General features: G+C 52.0%; 17 protein-coding genes. 7 read left to right on the top strand and 10 right to left on the bottom strand.

The window, feature by feature from the left end; genetic code table 11:
- Positions 1 to 28: 28 nt before the first annotated feature.
- The 5 genes from ACJJH9_RS11030 to ACJJH9_RS11010 all read right to left on the bottom strand — a co-directional run bounded on the left by ACJJH9_RS11030 (position 29) and on the right by ACJJH9_RS11010 (position 5,530).
- On the bottom strand, positions 29 to 1,906 hold the full coding sequence (locus ACJJH9_RS11030) for a VWA domain-containing protein (protein WP_444886430.1): 1,878 nt from the start codon (positions 1,904 to 1,906) through the stop codon (positions 29 to 31).
- Positions 1,906 to 2,943: a vWA domain-containing protein gene (locus tag ACJJH9_RS11025; protein WP_444922756.1), complete on the bottom strand. Its 1,038-nt coding sequence runs from the start codon at positions 2,941 to 2,943 to the stop codon at positions 1,906 to 1,908. The genes ACJJH9_RS11030 and ACJJH9_RS11025 overlap by 1 nt, the downstream gene beginning before the upstream one ends.
- Positions 2,936 to 3,487 (bottom strand): DUF4381 domain-containing protein, encoded by a 552-nt coding sequence (locus tag ACJJH9_RS11020; protein WP_444922755.1) that lies wholly within the window; start codon positions 3,485 to 3,487, stop codon positions 2,936 to 2,938. Before ACJJH9_RS11020 ends, ACJJH9_RS11025 begins: the two co-directional genes overlap by 8 nt.
- 100 nt (positions 3,488 to 3,587) lie before the next feature.
- On the bottom strand, positions 3,588 to 4,559 hold the full coding sequence (locus ACJJH9_RS11015) for a DUF58 domain-containing protein (RefSeq protein WP_444884590.1): 972 nt from the start codon (positions 4,557 to 4,559) through the stop codon (positions 3,588 to 3,590).
- Positions 4,559 to 5,530: an AAA family ATPase gene (locus ACJJH9_RS11010; RefSeq protein ID WP_444884591.1), complete on the bottom strand. Its 972-nt coding sequence runs from the start codon at positions 5,528 to 5,530 to the stop codon at positions 4,559 to 4,561. Before ACJJH9_RS11010 ends, ACJJH9_RS11015 begins: the two co-directional genes overlap by 1 nt.
- A gap of 315 nt (positions 5,531 to 5,845) precedes the next feature.
- On the opposite strand from ACJJH9_RS11010, the gene ACJJH9_RS11005 reads away from it, so the two are divergent.
- Both ACJJH9_RS11005 and ACJJH9_RS11000 read left to right on the top strand, forming a co-directional pair.
- Positions 5,846 to 10,762, top strand: a complete 4,917-nt coding sequence (locus tag ACJJH9_RS11005; RefSeq protein ID WP_444925218.1) for an NAD-glutamate dehydrogenase — start codon at positions 5,846 to 5,848, stop codon at positions 10,760 to 10,762.
- Positions 10,763 to 10,892: 130 nt separating this feature from the next.
- Positions 10,893 to 11,930 (top strand): quinone-dependent dihydroorotate dehydrogenase, encoded by a 1,038-nt coding sequence (locus tag ACJJH9_RS11000; RefSeq protein WP_444900554.1) that lies wholly within the window; start codon positions 10,893 to 10,895, stop codon positions 11,928 to 11,930.
- Between the two features lie 138 nt (positions 11,931 to 12,068).
- Here the strand turns inward: ACJJH9_RS11000 and rmf are convergent, their stop codons facing one another.
- On the bottom strand, positions 12,069 to 12,320 hold the full coding sequence (gene rmf / locus ACJJH9_RS10995; RefSeq protein ID WP_444884593.1) for a ribosome modulation factor: 252 nt from the start codon (positions 12,318 to 12,320) through the stop codon (positions 12,069 to 12,071).
- A gap of 423 nt (positions 12,321 to 12,743) precedes the next feature.
- Here rmf and rlmKL point away from each other — a divergent pair, with 423 nt between their 5' ends.
- Positions 12,744 to 14,942: a bifunctional 23S rRNA (guanine(2069)-N(7))-methyltransferase RlmK/23S rRNA (guanine(2445)-N(2))-methyltransferase RlmL gene (rlmKL, locus tag ACJJH9_RS10990; protein ID WP_444922754.1), complete on the top strand. Its 2,199-nt coding sequence runs from the start codon at positions 12,744 to 12,746 to the stop codon at positions 14,940 to 14,942.
- Between the two features lie 195 nt (positions 14,943 to 15,137).
- Here the strand turns inward: rlmKL and ACJJH9_RS10985 are convergent, their stop codons facing one another.
- Complete coding sequence (locus ACJJH9_RS10985) at positions 15,138 to 17,483, bottom strand: SUMF1/EgtB/PvdO family nonheme iron enzyme (protein WP_444922753.1); 2,346 nt, start codon at positions 17,481 to 17,483, stop codon at positions 15,138 to 15,140.
- 17 nt (positions 17,484 to 17,500) lie between these two features.
- The gene (locus tag ACJJH9_RS10980; RefSeq protein WP_444922752.1) at positions 17,501 to 18,433 is read right to left on the bottom strand and encodes a PP2C family protein-serine/threonine phosphatase; all 933 of its coding nucleotides are present in this window, start codon (positions 18,431 to 18,433) and stop codon (positions 17,501 to 17,503) included.
- A 329-nt stretch (positions 18,434 to 18,762) separates the two neighbouring features.
- On the opposite strand from ACJJH9_RS10980, the gene ACJJH9_RS10975 reads away from it, so the two are divergent.
- Entirely contained in the window at positions 18,763 to 19,644 is an 882-nt protein-coding gene (locus ACJJH9_RS10975; protein ID WP_444922751.1) for an FHA domain-containing protein, read from the top strand.
- Positions 19,641 to 19,898, top strand: a complete 258-nt coding sequence (locus ACJJH9_RS10970; RefSeq protein ID WP_252081970.1) for a glutaredoxin family protein — start codon at positions 19,641 to 19,643, stop codon at positions 19,896 to 19,898. The genes ACJJH9_RS10975 and ACJJH9_RS10970 overlap by 4 nt, the downstream gene beginning before the upstream one ends.
- Before the next feature lie 130 nt (positions 19,899 to 20,028).
- Here ACJJH9_RS10970 and ACJJH9_RS10965 read toward each other — a convergent pair whose 3' ends face one another.
- Positions 20,029 to 22,032, bottom strand: a complete 2,004-nt coding sequence (locus ACJJH9_RS10965) for a transglycosylase SLT domain-containing protein (RefSeq protein ID WP_444922750.1) — start codon at positions 22,030 to 22,032, stop codon at positions 20,029 to 20,031.
- 163 nt (positions 22,033 to 22,195) lie between these two features.
- Between ACJJH9_RS10965 and ACJJH9_RS10960 the strand changes: the two genes are divergently transcribed.
- The gene (locus ACJJH9_RS10960; RefSeq protein ID WP_444922749.1) at positions 22,196 to 24,061 is read left to right on the top strand and encodes an ATP-binding cassette domain-containing protein; all 1,866 of its coding nucleotides are present in this window, start codon (positions 22,196 to 22,198) and stop codon (positions 24,059 to 24,061) included.
- A 59-nt stretch (positions 24,062 to 24,120) separates the two neighbouring features.
- On the opposite strand, the gene ACJJH9_RS10955 is transcribed toward ACJJH9_RS10960, so the two are convergent.
- Positions 24,121 to 24,564, bottom strand: a complete 444-nt coding sequence (locus ACJJH9_RS10955; protein ID WP_444884600.1) for a universal stress protein — start codon at positions 24,562 to 24,564, stop codon at positions 24,121 to 24,123.
- A gap of 146 nt (positions 24,565 to 24,710) precedes the next feature.
- Between ACJJH9_RS10955 and ACJJH9_RS10950 the strand changes: the two genes are divergently transcribed.
- On the top strand, positions 24,711 to 25,235 hold the full coding sequence (locus ACJJH9_RS10950) for a hypothetical protein (protein WP_252081966.1): 525 nt from the start codon (positions 24,711 to 24,713) through the stop codon (positions 25,233 to 25,235).
- Positions 25,236 to 25,240 lie beyond the last annotated feature (5 nt).

Here is a 25,240-nt window from a genome sequence, read left to right as displayed (position 1 = left end):
AATAATGTTGTGCATTGTGGGCATCTATCTACCACCTCTGGGTAGCGCCGTTTTCAGGGGGCTCCCACTCGCCACTGCGATAGGCACGTCGTCTTTGCAGGCTTTCGTATTTAAATTTTTCTCGCATTAAGCCGGCGGGGTCATCGGGAATTTGGCGCAGCCATTGGTCAAGAGCCTGCTGGGTTTCTGGGTCTAATTGGCGCTCTTCGGCGCCGGCGGGTTGGGGCTTTCCTTGCTGTTCTTTTTGCTCTTCTTCGCCCTGTTGGCCTTGCTGAGACTGCTGCTCCTGTTCATTTTTCTGTTGCTCAGCATTTTCAGGTTGCTGTTGGTCTGATTGCTCCTGCTCTTGACCGGATTGCTGCTCGGAGGGCTGAGGTTCGCCAGAGGAGGGCTGCTGTTGGCTCTCCTGTTGTTGATTCTGTTGATTTTGCTGTTGGTTGCCGGCCTGCTGCTCCTGTTGTTGGTCCTGCTTATCTTGTTGTTCTTGTTGATCACCGGATTGCTGTTGGTTTTGTTGTTGTTGACGCTCTTGAAGCTCCTTGAGTTTCTCGGCAATTTCCCGATTGTGTTGCGCATCGGAGAATTGCGGGGCTTGGGCCAGAGCCTGGTCATAGGCTTCAATGGCGCGCTCATAGTCGCCCTGTTGCACTAGGCTATTGCCCAGGTTGTATAGGCCTTGCGCATCATTTAATTGGGCAAAGTCTTGCTGAGCAGCGGCATAATCACCGGCGCGATAATTTGCCGTGCCCCGCCATTCCGGGTTGCGGAAAGTTTCGGCGGCTTCGGCAGACTCCCCTTTGTTGAGTAATTCCTGTCCCTGCTGATCTTTGCGTTGCCAGAGGTCTTTCCATTCAAAAGCCTGACCTTCACTCGGTAGGCCCAAGTAAAGGGCGAGGGGCAGGGTGCAGGCGAGAGTGCCACGGCGAAACAGTAGGGCAGCAAAGGGCAGGAGGAGTAAAATCAACAAGGGGCCTTCATCGCGCCATTGGTCGAATTCTCGCTCGGTCAATTCGGCCTGCTCGGGGGTTTCGCTTTGCGGCAACAGGTGTTCTATGTCGGCGTCGTTGACGGTGATCTTGGCGTAACGGCCGCCGCTGCCTCTAGCGAGTTTGCGCAGCTCCCGTGGGTCAAAATTGGCAATCACAATTGCGCCATTACCATCTGTGACGAAGCCGCCGCTATTGCCGCGGGGGATTGGGCTTCCCTCGCCACTGCCGACAGCGAGGATATTGAGTTCAACTCCAGCTTCGGCCAGGGATTTTGCGACGATATCCGCTGCCGCAGGCTCAATGCCGTCTGTGACTGCGAGCAGTTGCCCGCGTCCCGCAGAGCCATCCCTGAGTAGGCGAATGCCGGTCGATACGGCCATCTCAATATTGCTTCCCGGTACTGGCATAATGGCCGGCGATAATGCGGGGACCAGGTTGGCGATGGTGGCGGTATCTTCTGTCAGTGGTGTGACCACATGGGCTTCGCCGGCATAGGCTACCAGGGCGGTCAGGCCATCTTTGCGCTCACGAAGAATGTCCAGAATTTTCAATCTTGCACGGGTGAGGCGGTTGGGGGCGAGATCTGTCGCCATCATAGAGGGAGACAGATCCAATAAAATCACCAGGGCATCTTGATTACTGTAAACCGGTGTCGGCAATTTTCTCCAGGTGGGCCCCGACATAGCGATAATCATGGCGGCGAGTAATGCAAAGATTAGCCCGAATAACCAGGGGCGCTTGGCACCGCCGCGCATTAAAAGGTGCGGTAAAAGATCTGCATCAATCACCTTTTGTAGCTGGGCATTGTTTAGAACGATTTTGCCCAAGCCCCAGCAAATGAGTGCTGCGGGGATTAATAGCCATAGCCAGTACGGGCGGAGAAAATGAAACGATTGGAGTAGCTCAGGGGTGCTCACTATGCCTGGCCTCCGTTGTTAGTGGTTTGTTTATTGTCGTTGCCGGAATATCTGAAATTAGTGGTGAGAGGAGCCACTGCCCAAATAGAAGACAGGAGTAGGGCTACTCCAAGCGGCCATACAAATAGGGACTTCAGTGGGCGGTAGCTTTCTGCTTCCTGCTCCACAGGTTCCAGTTCATCCAATTCCGAATAGATTTCTGCCAGTTCCTGGGGGTTATGAGCGCGGAAATAGCGCCCCCCCGTTGTATCGGCAATCGCCTGCAGGGTTTTGCTGTCGAGATCCCTGGAGGGGTTAATTCTGCGGCTGCCATAGCGGCTGCCCAATAAGCCCGGTTGAACCATTTCTTCGGCACCCACACCGATGGTGTAAACCGTAATGCCCGCTTGCTGTGCAAGTTCGGCGGCTTTCAGTGGGGAGACTTCACCGGCAGTGTTGGCGCCGTCGGTGAGTAGGATTAGCATGCGCTGTTCGGCTGGGCGCTGGGTTAGGCGCTTAACAGAGAGGCCTATAGCATCCCCTATAGCGGTACCCTGGCCGGCGAATCCGATTTGCGCCTCGCGCAATAGGGTCCCTACAGTTTCCCGATCGTAGGTTAGTGGTGCTTGAAGGTAGGCGCGGGTGCCGAATAGCACTAGGCCCAGTCGGTCGCCTTGGCGTCGCTCGACAAAGTCTCCCACTACCTGTTTGACCGCATTAATACGCATTGCTGGGCGCCCGCCAAGGAGCATATCGGGGGTCTCCATACTGCCGGATATGTCTACGGCAACCAATAGATCCCTTGCACTGCTGGCTTGGGAAATCGGCTCCCCATACCAGCGAGGCCGCGCGGCAGCGCTGATCAGCAGTAACCAAATCAGTGTGAGCAATAATAAATTGAGATAGTTGCTTTGCTCCCCACCACTGCGTTGGGAGAGTTCAGAGTAAAAGGGTACTTTTAAGGCACTGCTCAATGGCTTTGAGCGGGGCATTAGCCACCGCGCGAGTAGTGGCAGTGGGGTGAGCAGGAAAACCCAGGGCCAGGCAAACTCAAACACCGGCATGTTCCTCACTAACTTGTTTTTCAGGTTCCTGCATCGACAGTTGATGCTGCAGGACCCACTGAATAGCGTATTGTTGAAAAGCCTGGCTGCTTTCTGGCTTGGAAGTGCCGCGATAAAGTTGCTCGAGCAATGCTGTCCGTGCCTCATCAGGGCACTTCAGAGAAGCGCTCTGTTCTAAAAAACTTAACCATGCACTACCGGTGAGGTTGCCACAGCGGGTTCTGCCATAAGTGGTGACAGCAACACGTTTAAGAATTTCGTTGATCTCCCCGGTGGCTTGAGGTCGGCTTAGATCCATCGCATTCAATAAACTAACCGCTTCAACTTTGTAGCGGTTGCGCTCAGTTTGTTTGCGCCGATATCTGATCCATAGGGCAATTCCCAACAGAGATAACATGATTAATAGGGCTAGGAGCCACCAGCCAGGGGCAGGTGGCCACCAGCTTACTGGTGCTGGTTCCTGGATATCGTATAGTTGTGCCAGTAATTCCTGGGCCTCAGGCGAGGGGGGCTGTAGTTGTTGCTGCTTTCTCAGCATAGTTGCCCCTCCGTTGGAATGACTTTGTTGGTAGCGCTAATCGCTCCAATTACACAAAGCCTGCTTGGCGAAAATATAGAGTGTTGCCTATCGCTCACGGCTATTGCCTTTTATTTTTATGCCAACCGTTTTGCTGGCGTGAACCGTAAAAAGACATTAATTCCCCGACAATGGGTTTTGTATTGTCAAAATCCAACAGCGGAAGTCGGTGCCTCCGGCATAATTGTTCAACATCGGCGCGGGCCTGGGCCTGCTTCTCTGCAAAATGCTCACGCAGGGGGCGGTTGCCTGCGTACAAAAATGTGCGCTGGCGGCCATCAGAAATTGTCAGGGACTGATCGGGTAAATGCTGTTCCAGCGGATCGGTGATTCGCAGTACCTGTAAATCCGCATGTCTCGACAGCAAATATAATGATTGTGAGCAATCCTGATTGAGGTCATGGCAATCACTTATAAGAAAAAGTGCACTGCCGGGGCGAGCGATACGGCGGGCTTCCTCCAGCAGAGTCTGCATGGATTGGCTGCCATTCTCGGCGATAGGGCTCTGTAATTTAGATGCTCTGTCCACCGCGCTGTGAATCATCGCTAATACGGCATGGTGGCTGCGTTTCGGGCGCACTGTATCGATGTCGTTATCCGAGAAGAGCAGGGCACCAATGCGATCGCTATGTTGCAGTCCAGCCCAGCCCAGCGCGGCGGCAATACCGCTTGCTGCTACAGATTTGAAAGCGCGATGGCTGCCAAAAAACATCGGTGAGCGCAAATCGAGCAGGATAACAATGGGTCTCTCCCGCTCCTCTTGATACAACTTGGTATGGGTAGTGCCGGTGCGGGCAGTAACACGCCAATCAATTGAGCGCACGTCATCGCCGGCCTGGTAATCCCGTACCTCTTCGAAATTCATGCCTCGTCCACGGTAGCGGGTAAGAAGGCTACCAGCCTGGTCGCTACGTACCAGGCGCGGTTTAAAGAGTTGTAGCTGGCGTGCGACATAGCGCATTTGTACGAGTGAGTTGACTTCCGGATAGGCGCCGCGCAGGTCCAAATCTGATGGAGGTGTTGCTGTGTGCATCAGATAGCCGGCACCTGTTGCAGCAGGCGCTGAATAACCTGGTCGGTAGTGATACCTGCGGCTTCGGCTTCAAAGCTGAGTAGCAAGCGATGGCGTAAAATATCCGGGGCTACATCCATGACATCATCGGGCGTTACAAAATCGCGGCCATCTAACCATGCGCGTGCACGGGCGCAGCGGTCGAGTGCAATTGTTGCCCTTGGGCTTGCACCAAAATCTAGCCATGATGCCAGCTCGCTGTCATACTTCGCCGGCTCGCGCGTAGCAATGACAAGTTGGACAGTATAGGTTTCCACGGCTTCGACCATCTGCATTTCCAGAATCTGGTTACGAGCCTGAAAAATGGTCTCCTGACTAATGATTTCGGTAGGGCGATTTTCGCCAAGGGTGGCCTCGGATCTGGCCAGGCGCAGGATTTTTGCTTCCGCCTCGGCATCGGGATAGGCAAGATTCACTTGCATGAGGAACCTATCCAGTTGAGCCTCGGGCAGAGGATAAGTCCCCTCTTGTTCAATGGGGTTTTGAGTGGCCATCACTAAAAATAATTGCGGCAGCGGATAGGTTTTTCGACCCACACTAATTTGTCGCTCAGCCATAGCCTCAAGCAGTGCCGACTGTACTTTGGCCGGCGCGCGGTTTATCTCATCCGCCAGGATCAAGTTGTGAAATACTGGTCCCGGTTGAAAATGGAACTCTCCGGTTTCCGGCCGGTAAATGTCGGTACCGGTAATATCAGCCGGCAGTAGGTCTGGCGTGAATTGAACTCGATGGAAGTCACCCTCAATAGCTTCGCCCAGTGTTTTAATCGCCTTGGTTTTGGCCAGGCCTGGCGCCCCCTCGACAAGCAGGTGTCCATCGGCAAGCAGAGCGATAAGAATGCGATTAACCAGCGTTTCCTGGCCTATGATCTGCTCTTTAAGCCAGTCGCCCAGTGCGATGATGTGATCTCTGTTATTCCGGTTTGCTTCCATAGCGTCTCTTCTTCTACAAATGTACCCGCCCTATTCATTCGGGTGGCTATCTACCATCTTTTATATATAGTCGCCGCCAAAGCGGTGGGGCCTGTTGATTTTAACGGCACCAGAGGAAGAGGCAACCACCGCGCCCAAGCCCACTTTTTAGGCGACATTTTTTCGGTGGCACCAGTGCCACTTACAAGGTTACGTGAAAGTTTAATTTTTAGGACTCATCCCTGCAGCACTTCAGGGATGAGATGACGATCTTTTCGGATCTACAGTCATTGGATTCGATGTGACAAAAATGAGATTGGGAGGTTCCCCGTGAATATGGCGACGGTGATTACCGAAAGCCGTGAAGAATTGGTAGCACAGATCTGTGAGCTGATTCGCGACAAGTTGGCATCTGATGCAGAACCAGTAGTGGCTTTTGCGCAGCAGTTCCTGCACCAGTACCCGCTGGAAGACCTGCAGGGCCGACGCCTGGTAGATATCTACGGTTGTATCTACACCTGGTGGAACTTTATCCAACAACGTTCTGACGGCCTGCCGAAGGTACGGATCTTCAATCCACGCCTGGAAGACGATGGCTGGGAATGCTCGCACACTGTAATTGGGCTGTTGGTGCGAGATATGCCTTTCCTGGTGGACTCGGTGCGTATGGAAGTCAACCAGAGAAACACGGTTATTCATTCCATTAAGAGTACGGTGTTAAAACTAGAGCGCAGTGCCAGTGGCAAATTAAAACACCTACTGCCTCCGCGGGATGAAATTCCAAATCTATCTTTCGACCATGTTACGGCCAAGGATCATAAGCCCGCCAAGGGATCGAAGCTGGTCAGTGAGGCCCTCATTTATATTGAGGTCAATCATGACACTTCCGCCAAGTTTGCCTCTGAACTCAGTGCGGCGCTGAAAGATGTCCTAGGCGATGTAGAGCTGGTAGTGGATGATTATGCGCCGATGCTCGAGACCTGTGGGGGTATGGAAGGGCAGCTGAAAGCCGGGGTCTCGGAGGACGATACCAATCTTCTCGAGGCCTGTGCGTTTCTGCAGTGGATGCGCGATGGCAACTTTACCTTCCTTGGCTACCGGGAATACGAGTTCAGTCAGGTTGATGACAAGAAAATTCTCAGTGAGGTGGAAGATCGCCGCCTGGGTATTTTCAAAAAACTGGAAGAGTCTGCAGCTCCAATGCTCGAAGCTGCCTTTAGTGAGGGTAAGCAGCGCTTTTACCAGGGGCCTAACTATCTGACTTTTGCCAAATCCTCGGTGAAATCCCGTGTGCATCGCAGTGCCTATTCAGATTATGTAATGATCAAACGTTACAACGCCGAGGGTGAGGTAATTGGAGAGTCGGCATTTATGGGGCTATACACTTCCCCTGTGTATACGGAAAGCCCAGCCAAAATTCCGATTATCCGACGTAAGATGGCCTCCATTATTGAGTCCAGTGGCCTTTCCGGTTATGGACACGATGGCAAGGCGTTGCGCCGTATTTTGGATACCTTCCCCCGAGATGAGTTGTTCCAAAGTAGTAGTCAGGACCTGTTTAAAGTGGTGATGGGTGTGCTCAGTTTGAATGAGCGCGCTCATGTTCGCCTGTTTATGCGTAGAGACCTTTTTGGAAAATTTGTTACGGCCACCGTGTATGTGCCGAGAGATCAATTCAACAGTAACGTACGTGAGTTGATCTGCTCCCATATTTCCAAGGCAATTAAAGCCAAAGAATCGGACTTTACGACTTATTTTTCTGAATCCATTCTCGCGCGTGTGCACTTTGTATTCCGCATCTCGCCCGATGAACCTGTCGATATAGATGTAGCGCTGTTGGAGGCGCAGATTGTGGATATTACCCGTTCCTGGGAAGACGTTTTTCAAAGATCCTTAGTTGAAAGCAGTGGAGAGGAAGAGGGTAACCGACTTTTCCGAATCTTTGGCCGAGCCTTTCCCGCTGGTTACCGTGAGGATTTTGAGCCGCGTATCGCTGTACAGGATGTGGCAGCAATCCAGAATCTCAACGAAAACAACCGGGTGGCCATGAGCTTCTACCAGCCGGTAGGTGCGGCCCAGGGCAGTTTGCGCTTTAAAGTATTTAACTGGGGTAGCGGCTTAACCCTCTCCGATGTGATCCCAGTATTGGAAAATCTCGGTCTTAGGGTTATGGGGGAGTTCCCATATACCATTCGCCCTTGTGGCAGTAGTGATGTATGGATGCATGAGTTCCACCTGGAGTTTGGCCTTCCAACAAAAGTTGATGCCCAAGCATCGCGCGGGCTGTTCCAGGATGCATTCGCTGCTATTTGGAATCACACTGCGGAAAGTGATGCTTTTAACCGTCTGGTGCTGGCGGCTCGCCTGAATTGGCGAGAGGTTTCTATGTTGCGTGCCTACGCCCGCTATTTGAAACAAACAAAATCTAGCGCTAGCCAGAGCTTTATTGCTGCGACTTTGGCCAATCAAGTTGAAATTACCCGCAACCTAGTGGCTTTGTTCCGAGCATTGTTTGACCCGCGTCTTAGCAGTGGCAAGCAGGAGCAAACACGAGTTGAGAGATTAATCGCTAAGATTCATGACGGTTTGGATGCTGTTGAAAACCTCAACGAAGACTTGGTGCTGCGTCGTTATCTCGAATTGATCTTGGCTACTTTGCGGACCAACTTCTTCCAGGCGGGTGCTGACGGACAGCCTAAAGACTACATCTCTATTAAATTCAGCCCGCGGGATATTCCCGGTATTCCCGAACCTCGCCCGGAATTTGAAATCTTCGTTTACTCTCCCAGAGTGGAAGGTGTTCACCTGCGCGGTAGTAAGGTGGCCCGCGGTGGCTTGCGTTGGTCCGATCGTTTAGAAGATTTCCGCACCGAGGTGTTGGGGCTGGTAAAGGCCCAGGCTGTAAAAAATGCCGTGATTGTCCCCAGTGGAGCCAAGGGCGGTTTCGTTGTGCGGCGTCCTCCGGTGGATGGCAGTCGTGAAGCCATGCTGGAAGAGGGCATTTCCTGTTATAAAACCTTTATTCGCGGTTTACTAGATATCACCGACAATCTGAAAAATGGTGAGATAGTAGCGCCTAAGCAAGTGGTGCGCAGGGATGAGGATGACCCCTATCTGGTAGTGGCTGCAGATAAGGGAACTGCGACTTTTTCCGATATCGCCAATGGTATTGCTGAGGACTACGGTTTTTGGTTGGGGGATGCCTTTGCTTCAGGCGGTAGTCAGGGGTACGACCACAAGAAGATGGGAATCACTGCGCGCGGTGCCTGGGTATCTGTACAGAGGCACTTCCGCGAGATGGGGGTGGATGTTCAGAAAGAGGACTTCTCTGTCATCGGTATTGGCGACATGGGTGGGGATGTCTTTGGCAACGGTATGTTGCTATCTGAGCATATTCAGTTGAAGGCTGCCTTCAACCACATGCATATTTTTATTGACCCAAGCCCTGATGCAGCGGCTAGCTTTGAAGAACGCAAGCGCCTGTTTGAGCTGCCTCGCTCCAGCTGGAGGGATTACGATCGCACTCTCATTTCCAAGGGGGGTGGTGTTTTTGAGCGCCGGGTGAAGGCCATTAGCATCACACCTGAGATGAAAGAAGCCTTCGATATCAAAGAAGACCGACTCACGCCAAACGAATTAATCAGTGCACTACTGCGTGCGCCGGTTGATTTAATCTGGAATGGTGGCATCGGTACTTATGTGAAAGCCGGGACTGAATCCGACAGTGAGGTGGGTGACAAATCCAACGACCACCTGCGGGTTAATGGTGCTGAGTTGCGTGCCAAAGTTTTTGGTGAGGGTGGCAACCTTGGTATGACCCAACAAGGGCGTATCGAATTTGCCCTCAATGGCGGCCGCTGTAACACCGACTTTATCGATAACGCGGCAGGAGTGGACTGTTCCGACCATGAGGTGAATATCAAGATTCTCCTCGATAAAGTTGTTGCCAACGGTGACTTGACCGAGAAGCAGCGCAATGAGCTGCTGCATGGTATGACAGACTCCGTGAGTGATCTGGTGCTGCACAATAACTATGATCAAACTCGTGCATTGAGTGTGGCGGAATACCAGGTTTCCAAACGCCTTGACGAATACCGCCGCACTATTAATACCCTGGAAGATGACGGTCGACTGAATCGGGCTCTGGAGTTTATCCCCGATAACGAGCAGATTTCCGATCGGGTACATAAGGGGCAGACCCTGACCCGGCCGGAACTTTCCGTTTTGATTTCTTATGTGAAGGTGAAGTTAAAAGAGGAGCTTCAAGAGGCGGAAATCACGGATAACCCACGAGTGCGTGAAGCTGCGGAATCCGCTTTTCCTTCGGCATTGGTGGGGCGTTATAAGGGCCAGGTTTACGAGCACCCCCTACTGCGCCAGATCGTTTCCACCCAGGTGGCCAACGAAATGGTGAACAGCATGGGAATCACCTTCTATAACCGCATCAGCACGGCAACAGGCGCAGATGTCAATGATGTCGCTGCGGCTTATATCAGTGCCCGCGATGTTTATAAGATGGTGGAATTCCAGCAGCAACTGGCTGAATTGGACTACAAAGTACCGGCCGAGCTGCAGACCGAGTTGCTCAACTCCATGATCGGTCGGGTCCGCCGTGCCACCCGCTGGTTCCTGCGCAATCGTCGCAGTGATTTAGAGCCTGGGCAAAACTGCGCACTGTTCCAGTCTCAGGTGCAGAGGGTGATCAAGGCCCTGCCGAAAGTCCTGAGTGGTGGTCCGCTGGGTGAGTGGGAACAGCGCTACCAAAAATTATTAGAGGCGGGGCTGCCAGAGGAGATTGCCCTGCTATCAGCATCTCCGACCTACCTTTATTCTGCACTGGGCATTTCCGAATCTGCTTATGCCAGTGACCGCCCTGTAGAAGAGGTGGCCAAAGTCTATTTCAGCCTCTCTGACGAGTTGAATCTACACTGGTTTGGCAATTTGATTGTCGATCTACCGGTGGACAGCTTCTGGCAAGCCCAGGCACGCGAAACGAGTATGGATGACTTAGACAGCCAGCTCGCCACCCTGGCAGTGAATATCCTGCGCCTTGCCACTGTGGAGAAATTGGACGTAGATAGTGCAATGTTGCGCTGGGGCGCTATTATGGCGCCGGCTATTCAGCGTTGGCACAACATGATTGCCGAGCTGAAGGCAGCTGCCGTCGGTGATTTTGCGATGTTTACAGTAGCGCTGCGCGAGTTGATGTACCTTGCCCACGCAACTGCAGACCGCGAAACCCTGGCTGAGTAGGCCGAAGTGAGTTCGGGAAATAGCGCTAGGGAGTTAGTTCTCCTTGGCGCTATTTCACGGGTGGCAATGAAATTCTATCTCCGTTCGTTGACTCCTGGCGGACGGGTTCAGTCTCCACGTAAGGAAAGGTATGTATTCAACTCTGCGTAAAGCTCTGTTTGCGCTCGATCCCGAGCGGGCCCACCACCTCTCTCTGGATGCAATTGGTGCCGTTGAGCGGCTTGGCCTGATGTCTTTTTTCAAACAGGCAGTCGCTCACGACCCGGTAGAGCTGATGGGGTTGACCCTACCTAACCCTGTTGGTCTGGCTGCAGGATTGGATAAGAATGCCCAGGCTTTTAACGGTTTGGGTGCTTTGGGTTTCGGTTTTGTTGAAGTTGGCACCGTGACTCCACGCCCACAGCCGGGCAACCCGTTGCCACGACTGTTCCGTGTGGAAGAGGCGGGTGCCATTATCAACCGTATGGGGTTTAACAACCTGGGAGTTGACTACTTAATCGACAGAGTGAAGCACCGCCGTTACAGGGGTGTTTTGGGAATCAATGTTGGTAAAAACTTCGACACTCCGGTAGAGAAGGCGGCGGATGATTACCGGCTCTGTATGGAAAAGGTTTATCCCTATGCGGATTACATCACCGCCAATGTTTCTTCGCCGAACACCAAGGGGCTGCGGGACCTGCAGTTTGGTGAGAGCCTCAACAGGCTACTGGGAAGTATCAAGGAGAAGCAGGCGGAACTGGCTCAAAAGAGCGATCGCTACGTGCCCGTTGCGGTAAAAATCGCGCCAGATATCGAAGGGGATGCCATAGAGCAGATCGCCGAGGCTCTGTGCGAATACGGTATTGATGGCGTAATTGCCACTAATACCACCATTGATAAGTCATCTGTGGCTAATCTGCCCCATGGTAATGAGCAGGGTGGGCTGAGTGGTAAGCCTCTACAGCACCGCTCCACTGAGGTTATTGCGCAGCTGTCGAAGGCTCTGGACAAGCAGATCCCTATTATTGGTGTTGGGGGTATCTTCGACGGTGACAGTGCAGCAGAAAAAATTCGCGCAGGGGCAACTGCCGTACAGGTTTATACCGGGTTTATATACCGGGGACCGCAGCTTGTCCGCGAAGCGGTGGAGTCTATAGCTATGGAGCGTCGTCGCTCAGCTGGTGAATAGGCGAGTAACGCCTGGTCCTATTAACCTAGATTGAGATGTCGAATTCATCTTTATCGTTGAACGGGTTCAGAGGGATGCAGGTGTAGCCTGGTGGTGGTCTTGTAAAAGGTGCAGGTGAACCTGCACCTTTCCCGCAGGCTAAATAGTACTCCAGCCGTCTGGATATTGGATATCGGTGGAAATGGCGCCATAGATTTCCAGTTTTTGCGCCTTGGTAGTCCTATCAAAGCCATTCCAGTAATCTTCCCGCCCTTCACGCCAGCCGTTAACCCATTCCTGGTGTGGGTCATTTTCGACAAAGGGACAGCTATCAATAGACTTATTGTTCAGGGCTGCCAAATACCCTTTGTAGAAAGCCCTGTCGGCGTGATTGCGTTTTTGGCGTTTCATCTATACGGCACCTCTGCTTGTAGATTTACGAACTGCGGCGCAGTCCGTTGGATGCTTATTACGGTTTTGTTGCATCGACAATTAAAGCTTAGCGAAACTTTTACGCGGGCAGTTGTGTGACTCCTATCGCTTCCCACATAGCAAGAATATGGTGGAGACAGCAAAAACGGAAAACGGCTGGGCGTCGCTCTTAAGATATCTACAGAGAGGCATTTAAAAGTCGGGGTGACTGTGTAGACACTAGCAAGATATCCCGACTACGTAGGCTCCGCCGCTACAAAGTGGGATAATCGCGCCAGAAAATCTGGCCTGTAGAGGGGAATACTGACCCCTTGGTATGTCTACCAGGCTCTTGAAAATCTAATTTGCGCCAAGAGGCGCCATGTTTATCCCCCTGATGCTAGGGGTTATCGAGTAAAAGTTTTGATCGACTCACGTATAGAAGAATTTAAGTTTACTGCGACATGTCCGAAAGGGTTGGAAAGCTTACTTGCTGTAGAGCTTGGGTCTCTGGGGGCTAAGGTCCTTCGGGAGCAGCCTGCAGCCATACATTTTGCAGGCTCCTTGAAGCTTGCTTATCGTTGCTGTCTGTGGAGTCGCCTGGCAAATCGGATTTTGCTGCAACTCGATCAGGTTCGCATCGGTGATGCTGAAGACCTCTACCGGGCGGTGGCTGCACAGCCTTGGGAAGAGCATATTGGCCCTTCGGGCAAACTGTGGTTGCAGTTTTCGGGGACCAATCGGGAAATCCGTAATAGTCAGTTCGGAGCCCAAAAAACAAAAGATGCCATCGTTGATCGCTTGCGTGATAAAACCGGGGCGAGACCGAGTATTGATAAGCACAATCCGGACCTGACTGTGGCTTTGCGACTGCAGCGGGACAGGCTGGATATTGCCATAGATCTCAGTGGGGATAGCTTGCATAAAAGAGGCTACCGAACGCATATCGGTGCTGCCCCCCTCAAGGAAAACCTGGCTGCAGCCCTGTTATTGCGCGCTCGTTGGCCGCAGATTGCGGCTGAGGGCGGGGCTCTGCTGGATCCAATGTGTGGTTCGGGCACTATTTTGATTGAAGCGGCCATGATGGCTGCTGATATTGCTCCGGGTCTCTTCCGTGAGAGTTTTGGTTTTGAGCGCTGGCTCAACCACCAGAGCGATATTTGGAATGAGCTTCGTGAAGAGGCTCTACAGCGTCGCGTTGCCGGTTTGGAGAAGCCTTTGCCGGAAATTCGCGGTTATGATGCCGATGCTAGGGTGCTATTTGCTGCCGAAGCCAATATTGATAGGGCGGGATTGGAGCGCCAGGTGCGGGTAAGTTGCCGGCCGGTCGCCGCATTCAAGGTTCCGAGTCATCGAAAGATCAATACTGGTTTGGTATTGACCAACCCCCCCTATGGTGAACGCCTTGGTGAGCAGGAGGCTCTGCGAGAAACCTACGCGGAGTTGGGTAAGCAGTTAAAGGCGGAGTTTCCCGGTTGGCAGGTGGGAATTTTTACCGGCAACCCTGAGTTGGGGTATTCCACCGGGCTACGCTCTCACAAGCACTACCAGTTATATAACGGCTCAATCCCCAGTCAGCTGTTGTTGTTTCAGGTGCGCGAACAGGGGGGGCAGGCCGAGAGCGCACCCAAGGAACGCAAGCTTTCCCCGGAAGCTGAAATGGTGGCCAATCGGCTCCGTAAGAATTTACGCACAACAGGCAAGTGGGCATCCAGAAACGCTATTGACTGTTATAGGCTCTACGATGCTGACTTACCGGAGTACGCCGCCGCAGTAGATTTATATCGCACCTTAGAGGGGGAGCTTTATGCTCACCTCCAGGAGTACCGCCCGCCGGCCAGTATTGATGAGGGTAAGGCGCGCAACCGGTTAAGAGATCTGTTGAGAGCCGTGCAATCCGTATTGGAGCTGCCTAGAGGGAAAATTAGTATCAAGGAGCGTCGTCGCCACAGCCATAAAGGTGGCCAAAAGGGCGCTGGCCAGTATCAAAAGCAGGTTGACGTAAGGGCTAGCGTGCAGGTACAGGAGTACGGCGCTGAGCTGGAAGTGGATTTATGGCGCTACTTGGATACTGGGTTGTTCCTAGATCATCGCCCGGTGAGAAAGCACCTGCGCGATATATCCTCTGGGAAGAAATTTCTCAACCTGTTTTGCTATACCGCAACAGCCACTGTACAAGCTGCTTTGGGTGGCAGCGTACAAAGTACCAGTGTAGATATGTCCAAAACCTATCAATCCTGGGCTGCGCGAAACTTCCGTGCAAATGGTATGGATCCCTATAAGCACCAGCTGGTGGAAGCTGATTGCCTGCAGTGGTTGGCATCGGCCCAACAAAATCGCAAAGGCCATTACGACCTGATCTTCCTCGATCCCCCGAGCTTTTCCAATTCGGCCAAAATGCGCGGAGTGCTGGATATTCAGCGCGACCACGCCAAGCTGATCAGCCAATGCATGGCATTATTGGCCCCGGGGGGCACTCTGATTTTTTCCAATAATTTGCGCAGTTTTAAAATGGATGTGGCGATTACAGATGCCTTTGCTGTGCAGCCTTTACAGTTGTTGGATAAGGATTTTCAACGCAACCCTAAAATCCACAACGTTTGGGAAGTTCGGGCTAAGTAGTGGGAGTTAGCTGCTAGCCTAGGGTCTGAATGATGCAGTGAGTTAATGCGGCACAGGGAAGTGTTGCCGCTGCTGGCAGTCATTGGGTTAGATTATAAAGAATTTCTGTATCACTATTTGGTTGGTGTAAATCAAAAGCCACAGGCTCAATGAAAAACAGGATTATTTTTTGCTTCGAAAGTAGCCTGGGGTCGGTCAATTAAGATCCATAACAATCCGCATTCCTACATCCTTTGCACGACTATTTTCATTGAGCCCCTTGCGATAATCTGCCCCAATTCTGCTAGATGGGTCTCGCATTGAGCCACCGCGAACACTGCGTAACTGACAGTTTTTGATTTTCAGTGGTGCAGATGTGTTGTGGTTTTTATCATAACCGGGTTGGTAACAGTCTTGCACCCACTCTGCCGCATTGCCGGCCGTATCGTATAGTCCAAAAGGGTTGGCTTGGTAATTCGCTACCGGTCCGGTTTTCGTGATAAAGAGACTGTTAAATTCACTGTCACATCCGCGCCTGCAATTGGCTTTTCCCCTTGCATCGCTGCTTTTCCACCAGAAAGGTTGGTCAGTGCCCGCGCGGGCTGCATATTCCCACTCGGCCTCGCTGGGCAAACGATATTTTTGTCCCGTTTGCTCTGAAAGCCACTCAACATATTTTTGTGCGTCCCGCCAGGTAATATTGGTGACCGGTCGCCTCCCTCGGCCCCAGCCTGAGTCACTGGGCTGATTGGTCCCTGTGGCGAGAGCAAAGCGGTCATAATCCTGAAAAGTGATTTCTTGAGTTGAAATGGCAAACGGTTTGGGAATTTTTATTTGGTGCTCAGGGCGGCTATTACTGCGTTTATTGCTGCCCATCATAAATTCTCCCGAACCTACTACGATCATCTGAGGGCCCTGACCGCCGGAGGAGAGCTTGGAGCGTATTTTCTTTCCGGCAAAATAGGCTTTTTGTAGCTTTACCGAAAGCTTGTGGTTCTGATCCTCAATAATGATCCAATTACGATAGCGGTCATAGCCGGGTTTGCTGACCTCTACATCGTATCGCCCGGGCTCTAGTTGAATACCCGGTGCATAGCGCGGACTTATATTCATAATACGTACGCGGGCATCTTCGGGCTCAGTTTTGACCGTAAATGCAAACTTTGGTACTGAGTTTGGCTGCTCCTGCGAAAGCACAACCGAGTTTTGGGTGGGTAGATTGCCCGATAGTGAATTTTCCGGGGATTGGTTGTTTACGGAATCACCTTGAGAGATCTCCTGCCCTTGTGTCTGTACCAGATCTTCAACTGGAGGCTTCTCTATATCTCTGACTTGTACTTCTTCAGAGCGATCGGCGCTGGGCGTGCTGGGCGTAGTATCGGAGGTATGGCGTCTTGCGCTGTCGGATAAAGTGATCTGGCTAAGCCAAGTTTCCTTACCACTGAAAGTGCTATGAACGCTCCAGCCAAAGAGTAGCGTAATGGCGGTGATGGCGGTTAGTGCCCATGGGCGCCTGTGCTTTGTTGGTTCACTGACCAGCTGTCGTAAACGCACCAGGGTATCCTGATCTTTACGTACGGAGTCCACTTGCTGGGGGTTTTCCAGTCTCACCTGCCAGCCTTTAATAAAGCGATCCCGGAGGCTGCTTAAAAGAGTGAGAAAAAGTGCACGGGCTAGACTGGAAACACCGACAGAGGCGTTGTTTAACTGGCTGATTTGCTGGCTGGGCTTGCCGGCTAGGGTTGTAACTATCTGATCGGTTGCATCTGCGACATCCAAGCCCCGTTGAAATCGTTTGGCCGGCTCTTTGGCCAGGGCGCGATCAATGATCGGCTGGTATAGCGCGTGCCGAGCAGGTAACTTGGGGATGGGGTCGGTCAGGTGCTTGATGGCAATAGCCACCGCTTCCTCTGCTTGGTAGGGGACAGCACCAGTGAGCATTTCATAAAAGACAACACCTAGGCTGTAGAGATCGGCCCGACCATCAATAGCATTACCTCTGGCCTGCTCGGGGCTCATATAGTGGGGCGTGCCTACGACCATGCCGCTATTGGTCATTCTTGTGGTATGTGCAACAGCGCGCGCCACGCCAAAATCACTCAATACGGCAGAGCCATCCTCCCGAAACAGTATATTTTCTGGTTTTAGGTCCCTGTGCACATACCCCTTGCTGTGGGAGTGGTCCAAGGCCATGGCAATTTGGCGTACAACATTGAGGGCTTCCAGTGGCTCCAATGGTCCTTTGGCGAGTCTTTCCGCAACAGAGCCCCCAGCCATATAGTCCATGGCGATATAGTTAAGGCTGCGATAGCGTCCAATATCATGGATGCCAACGATATTTGGGTGAGAGAGTTGTCCAACAATGTTGGCTTCCCGTTGAAATCGCTCACTGAAAATTGGGTCGGCATTGAGAACCGGCGACATAACCTTGAGGGCCACTTGGCGGCCGACACTGCGCTGAATGGCTAGGTATACCGTGGACATGCCACCCTGGTTAATTTTGCGGAGGATGCGATAGCCGGGAATTTGTAGCGACGAATTGCCACTCTTTACGAGCTCCATGGTGTGTTATGGCCCCGTTAAAATAACTGGAATATTCCGCCTGCCAGTGCGGCAATTGCTCCGCAAGCAGCAAGTAAGGCCAGAAGTGGTCGCCAGCTTCTATTGCTTTGGCTGTCACTATTAGTTTCGTTTTGTGCAGTGCTGTTGTGAGATTCTTGCGAAAAGCTTGGGGGAGGGGCGATAGCTGGTGCTTCGATAACCTGAACGGTGATATTGTCCTTGCCACCGGCATCAAGGGCTGCGTTTATGAGAAGCTCTACTATTTGGTGGTTATTGGAGTTTTCAGCGATGATCCGGTTTATTTTTTCATTGGGTACTTCGGAGCTGAGTCCATCGCTGCAAAGTAGAAGTTTTTGCCCAGAGCTCCAGCGATGAGATACCCTGTCAACTTCGAGCTTGGGATTGGTACTACCGCCGATACATCGGGTAATAACGTGGCGATTTGGGTGGGTTGCGGCTTCCTCGGAGTTGATGGCACCGGAATCCATCAGCATCTGAACATAGGAGTGATCACTTGTCAGTTGGCTGAGTTCGCCGTTTTTGTCGCCCGGTGTCCAAAGGTAAGCTCGGCTATCTCCAACCCAATAGATGTGATAGTAATCGCCTTCCTCGGCGAGCACTACTGCGGTTGAGCCCATATTGGCAGTGCTGTGCTCATCACCTAGCAGTAGGGCATGGGCCCTTTGTAGGGCACGCTCATAGTGGCGATCAGTTGCCGTACATTGTTGGATTTCTTCTACTACGGTCTGACTGGCAATCTCGCCGGCGTGGTGTCCGCCCAAACCATCGGCGACAACCCAGATGCCTTTTTCCTCATCAGCCCAATAGGCATCTTCATTCTGCTCTCGCCGGTAGCCGGGATGAGTGGCGCCAGCGCTACGTGCAGCACTTGGGGTGTGTTGAACTACTTCGCTGTGCCGCGATACCTCGCGAACTTTGGCTTCACTCACTGGCGTGCAACTACCTGTTATGGTTTCTCATCGTAACTGACGGTGATAGCCGATTTGGCAAAGATCCGTCTTTTCCTTGTGGTGCTGCAAGTGTACTTTACCCAACGACACCAATGGCAGCTGAATTGGTCACCCCTGCCTGAGCCGGATATTAGACCTTTGCGCCATTGTAAGCTGCAAACCCAATCACACGCTAATGATATTGCCCGTGTTAAACTCGGTTTTATCTTCAATCTGCAAATTTTTTTCAGGTTTTACTGTTAATTGGGACAGTCCCTTTATTTAGGCTGCCCTATATTCAGTCTCCTTAGGGCTGAGGAGCGTGATCAATGCTAAAACTTTGTGATGTAAACGATTCTGGCCAGAGTGTTTGGCTGGTGGCCCCCGGTGTAACGGTGGGGCGAGATCAGGTTTGTGATCTGTGTATACCGGATGACTCGATTGCGAAGTTACATCTAAAGATCGCGATTAAGGGGGGGCAGCTTACCCTGGGGAATGTTTCTGGAGACTCCCATGTATTGGTTAATGGGAAGCCGATAGCATCAGCCTGTCGAATCAAGCTGAACGATCAGATAACAATCGGTACTCGAACACTACAAATTATTGACCCCAAAGTAACAAAGCTTAATTCGAGCAAGTCGAAAAATACCGCCTGGGCGCTACGGGCAAATCACAAGGCGATAGCGGGGAAAGTGTTTCCTGTAAAAGGGGGCGCGGTGGTGGGGCGCTCTGAGGAGTGCGATATCACGTTTTCCTTGTCACACCTTTCACGTCGCCATGCAAGGTTGGAGGTGCGTGAAGGGTTGCTGTTCGCAATTGATCTCGGCTCGGCCAACGGGACATTCGTCAATGGTCGACGGATCACGGAAAGCCGTGTGCGAAGAGGCGATGAGCTGCGGTTTGATTCGTTGAGTTTTTCTGTTGTGGGCCCTGTGGATGATCTTGATCGCACTGCAGTGCGCCCTGCAATCTCTTCACATCTTATGAAGTCTCCAAAAATTGGCTCAGGTGAAGTGGCAGCTGAAGATGTCACTCAGAGATCCTTCTCGGCTTCTATCGCCGGGCTGCGGGAAGAGAGCCCAAGTATGGCTAAGCCCCAGGAGGAAAAACTTCAGCCACGTATCCCTATAAAAGCCTTGGGCTTGACTCTGTTATTGGTTGCCGGTGCTGCCGGATATTTTTGGGTTAATAACCAGGGAGTGTTCTCATGAGTTCGCCCCGTGAATTGCTGCTCTATACCACCCTTGGATGCAGCCTGTGCGAAAAGGCCAAGCTGGAAATATGGCCCCTGCTCGAGCAGTTTGGGTTGCGTTTAAGGGAGGTAGATATTGCCGATGATGACAATTTATTCGAGCGCTTTAGTCTTTTGATACCCGTGGTGGGGCTCGGTGATCCTGAAGACACTTATGCATGGCCCTTTCAGCAATCGCAGCTGCAAGCCTGGTTAGCCAAACGAATTGGTTAGGCGCCCTTCATTTATTGGGAGATAACTCCCACCTTAAGCCCTAATGACTCGGGTGCCCAAGGGGGGCTCTATTCCTATTTAAACGGTATCAAAGTTAGGGCAGAGGTTTGTAAGGTTATTCTGAGGCACCTTAAAGTTTATTCCCTGCCTCATGCGCCTTGAGAAGTTGCAGCTTGGTGCCGCTCCGATAGGCATAAATTACCGTATAAGCGAGTACATTCTGTACATAATTCCTTGTTTCACTATAGGGAATCGTCTCGATCCAGACATCGTGTGGCAGACGCTGACGAGTCTCCTTTAACCACTTGGCAACCCGCGTTGGCCCCGCGTTGTAAGCGGCAGCGGCGAGGAAGCGATTGTTATCGAATCGATTTAACAGGGTGCTCAGGTAAAAGCTGCCAAGGGCAATATTAGTTTGGGGGCTTAGTAGATCCCAGCTGCGTCGATAGCGTACACCGGCGCGCTTTGCCGTTGCGCGTGCGGTAGAGGGTAGCAATTGCATTAGGCCCAATGCGCCAGACCGTGATTTGGCGTCGTGGCTGAAGTGGCTTTCCTGGCGGGCAACTGCGTAAATCATATAGGGCTCTAGAGGCGTGCTCTGCCGTCCAACCTGCTCACTTACACTTTCTACAATATCGGCAAAGGCCAGGGGGAAGCGGAGTTCCAGATCATCCAGGTAGTCTGCCGCAAGAACAGATTGAATGGATTTGTGATACCAACCCCATGCGCTTGCCACTTTGCCCGCGGCTAATAGTTCCTCGTGATCCATTTCCCGAGTAGCGTAGCTCCACTCACGCCGAGCATGGAATAGTTCACCAATAGCCTGCAATTCACGTGCCCTTTGTAAGCCGGTGTGCTGGGCCATCTGCTGCACTTGAATTGGCGTGATTGGCGCGGGACGATCTACAAAGCTGTAATTTTGTCCGAGGGTATCGGCAGCAAGGAAACCGTAGTAACTGCGTTCCCGTGCAGCTTTTCGATAGAGCAGGGAGGCTGCGCCAGACTGCGCTTTACCATAAAGTTCTTCCAGTGAGCGGGCTTTCCAGTAGAGCCAGCGATCGCGCTGTTGCCGTTCGAGTGGCAGGCGATCAATCCAAAAGGCAACCTGCTCCCAGTCGAGCTCTCGCAGGGATTGCCGCGCCAGCCATTCAATGGAATATCCATCATCCATTGTGTGATTCTTGGTCAGTTGTAGCAGTCCCTGGGTATCGTCTTGACGAGCAAATTGTCGAGCCAGATGGCGGAGCATATTGGCTTGCTCCTTATCGTTAAACAGGAGGCTGGCACTATAGCGCTGCCATGCCTGTTCAGCGACGGCTGCATCTTCCCTAGCTAATCGATGCAATCCATGGAGAATGATTTCCCTATGATGCTCCGGTGACTGTAAGAAGCGGGGGTAATTGAGAAGAAGCTTGGGTGATTTGTGCACCTCCCTTAGTAGGGCTGCTCTTTGTTGGAAGGGTTTGTCCATTTTCCTGGCGATATAGGAAGCGAGTTCTAGGTTATCCTCTTCTAAGGCGAGTAAATGGCGGGACCAAATCTTTTCCTGGGTTAGGCCACCATTGCGCTTCCAACGGGCAAAAACTGGGTCACACTCCTCTACTTGTGAGTGCCCAACCAGCCAGAGCTCGGTGGTTACTTGATTGGCATTGTCTTTGCTGCCATGGCGAAACAGTGCGTCGGCATAATAGCAACGCAGTGCCGCGCGCTTGTGTTTCTCAGGTTGAAAGTATTTTAGGTAGGTCTGAAATTGTCTCTGTTGCCCCAGCTCTCTAAGCAACCTAATACGCATCCAGTCACCCACCGCTGTTCCCTGATTCTCAGCGAGAAAGCGATTTATATCTTTTAGAGGCAATTGGCGCAATTTTCTTCCGATCGCCCAGTAGTCGAGATAGGGTACTAGAGGGTAATTCGCCAACTTGGCTTTCAATTGCTTTAACTGTTTTTTATTGCCGTATTTGATCGCTATCCTGGCTTGTTGTAATAGCTGGCGCTGGTTGGATATACCTGTGGCTGGCTTGTCTTGCTGAGACAAATCCTTCGATGATGCTTGTGGCTCTGCCTGGGCGCTGAGGCAGATCCAGACCATTAAAGGGGCAATAAACTGGAAGAGTCGACTTGTGCTAACTGACATGACAGTAACCCCAAAGTTGAGTCTGGTCGCGCAAGTTTATGAGACGGCTTGGCAAAAAAGCGTAAAATAGCGAATTTTTCACAGGACCCGAAGTATCAATTTTCGTTTCATTCAACTAACTAGCGAGAATGTTAACTGGGTCTGTTAATTGTAGTGCCTAATTATGTTGCTTCTATTGGATGGGGTCAGTCTGCGTTACGGGACCCAGGTGCTTGCTGAAAACGTCAGTGCAAAAATTGAGCGGGGCGATCGTATTTGCCTTGTTGGCCGCAATGGAGAGGGTAAGTCCAGCCTGTTGCGTTTAATTGCGGGGCAGGTGGACCCAGATGCTGGGGAGATTGTGCGCGCGAGTGGGATGGTTATGGCAACCCTTGAGCAGGAGTTACCCGCAGGCTGTCTCGATTCTGTCTACCGATATGTTGCCGAGGGTCTGGGCCCTATAGGGCGTGTATTGGCTGGTTATCGGGAGGACCCATCGGCCGAGCTACAGGCCAAAATTGAAGCGGAGCACGGCTGGGATCTCCTGCCTAGAGTAGATAGCGTGCTCGACCGCCTCGGCTTGAGTCCTGATGAATCCGTGGCTGATCTCTCTGGAGGTTGGCAGCGCCGTGCAGCTCTCGCGCGCGCGCTGGTTACAGAGCCCGATCTGCTCATTCTCGATGAGCCCACCAACCATTTGGATATTGCCGCTGTGGAGTGGTTGGAAGGATTCCTCGATACTTTTAGGGGCGCGTTATTGTTCGTCAGCCACGATCGTGCTTTGGCGCAGCGGTTGGCCAGTACAGTCTGGGATTTGGATCGTGGATACCTACGGGTTTTTCGCTGCAAGTTTGGGCGTTACCAGGAAGAAAAAGAGAAACTTTTAGAAGAAGAGGCCAGGAACGAAGCGCTATTCGACAAAAAGCTAGCCCAGGAGGAAGCCTGGATTCGCCAGGGTATCAAGGCGCGACGCACCCGTAATGAAGGGCGGGTGCGGGCCTTGCAGGGACTAAGGCGCCAGAGAGAGGCGCGTCGAACTCAACAGGGCATTGCAAGGATGTCTCTCGATAGTGGAGAAACATCCGGTAAGTTGGTGGCTGAGCTTAGTAACGTTACCTTTGCCTACCCCAATGAGTCCCCCCTGATTCGCGACCTTTCATTTACCTTAATGCGCGGTGATAAGGTGGGATTGATTGGTCCTAATGGGGTTGGTAAAAGCACCTTAATTCGAGTGTTGCTCGGGGACCTTCAGTCTCAGTCTGGTCAGGTGCGTTTGGGTACAAAGCAGCAGGTAGCCTACTTTGATCAGCGCAGGGACCAATTAAATCCTGAACTTACCGTATTGGATAATGTTGGTGGAGGGCGCGACTCTGTCACCATTGGCGGCAAAAGCCGCCACATCATGTCCTATTTATCCGATTTCCTCTTTAGCGGTTTGAAAGCGCGGACCAAGGTAAGTGCGTTGAGTGGTGGTGAGCGCAATAGGGCTCTTCTGGCGAAATTATTCAGTCAGCCAGCCAATATTCTGGTGCTCGATGAGCCGACCAACGACCTGGATGTAGAAACCCTGGAGCTGCTTGAAAAGTTACTTTTGGAATTCACAGGCACAGTGTTATTAGTTAGTCACGACCGTGCATTTCTCGATAATGTTGTGGATTCCTGTCTGGCCTTCGAGGGAGATGGTCGTATCCGAGAGTATGTGGGTGGTTATGCGGACTTCATTCGCCAGGGAGGTAGTTTTGAACAGGAGTCAAAAGAGGAAAAAGTCCCCGAAGGCAAGGTGAAAGCGAAGCCGGTCGAAGCGGACAAGCCTCAGGTTAAGAAAAAGAAGCTCAGCTATAAGCTGCAACGTGAACTGGATGGCTTACCAGCCTTGATCGAACAGCTTGAAGTTGAAATTGGCGCTATAGAGGCTGAAGTAGCAGACCCTTCTTTTTATCAACAGGAGCAAGTCCAGGTGCAAAACCGGCTCAATTTACTGGCGGAGAAACAAACTCAATTAGAGACCGCTTTTGATCGATGGTCGGAGTTGGAGGGGGGCGAAGAGTAAGGTTTGAGTATTGGAGAGAAGTGGTGCCATGCACCCCTTCTCTCGCCGAAAGTGGGGGCTTACTCTTCGTCCACATATACCCTGACAGCTAAAACATCGCACTTGGCGCCGTGAAGAACCCCATTAGAGGTTGAGCCCAGCAGAAGAGCCAGGCCATGGCGTCCATGGCTACCGATAACAATAAGATCGACTTCTAGATCTTTGGCTAGGCGATGTATCTCGGTGGATGGTTGGCCCAAAATTACATGCTGTCGTTCAGTGGGGATATTCAGCGGTAGAGCGGCTTTGTGAAGCTGTTCCTTGGCCTGTCTCTGCAGCTGATCCTGTACCTCTGATAAATCCATGGGGATATCCCCACCATAGGCAAATGTCAGTGGCTCAATGGCATGCATCAAGCTGATTTCGGCATTGAAAGCTTCAGCGAGGGAGGCCGCTTTTTCCAGCACTTGTGAGGATTCTTCCGAGAGGTCCAGGCCCACCAATATTCGTTCATATTTCGCCATTTTCCATTAGCTCCTGTCTTTTCTATTTGCCCAGTGGGGCCTCTTACGACAGCTATTTTCAGTCTATCGCAAAAAAAACTGTTTGACATGGATCATATATGGCGCCGCAGAATAGGCCGTTTGTAAAACCATCATAAGGAACTTTTATGTCCGAATGGCTACCGGTAATCATTATTGGCTTTGCTATTGCCCTGGTGCTGGGGCCAGTGATGTGGCTGAAGCCCAATCAGCGCGACAGCCGTCTGGCTGATTTGCGTGGCCGTGCCGCCAGGGCAGGTATTACCGTGCAAATTCAAGCCTTACCTGAAGCTTTGGGGGAGGGGACCGCAGCGGTTTATTACTATCGGTGGAAGGATAGAAAGCGTCTACAGATTGGTTGGAAGCTACAGCGCCAGCGGATTACGCACGAAATGAATTTTGCCGGTAGTTGGGATTGGGGCAACAGTGTGAGAGCTCCCCAGGCAGCATGGCAGCAATTGCACCAGTTGTTGGATAGCTTGCCGGCGGATTGCTGTGCGATTATCGCAACCGATGTCGGATTGGGCGTGCAATGGCAGGAAAACGGCGGGGTCAAAGCTTTTTCGCAGCTGTCTGAGAGTTTGGCGGAGTACACCCCTCTTATAGAAGAATCTGTACGCAAGATCAGTCCCATTAAGCTCCCAGAAGACTAGGGCGA

The sequence above is a fragment of the Microbulbifer mixtoriginis (SeqCode) genome, from assembly GCF_052466715.1.
This window is presented reverse-complemented; position numbering and strand designations above follow the sequence as displayed.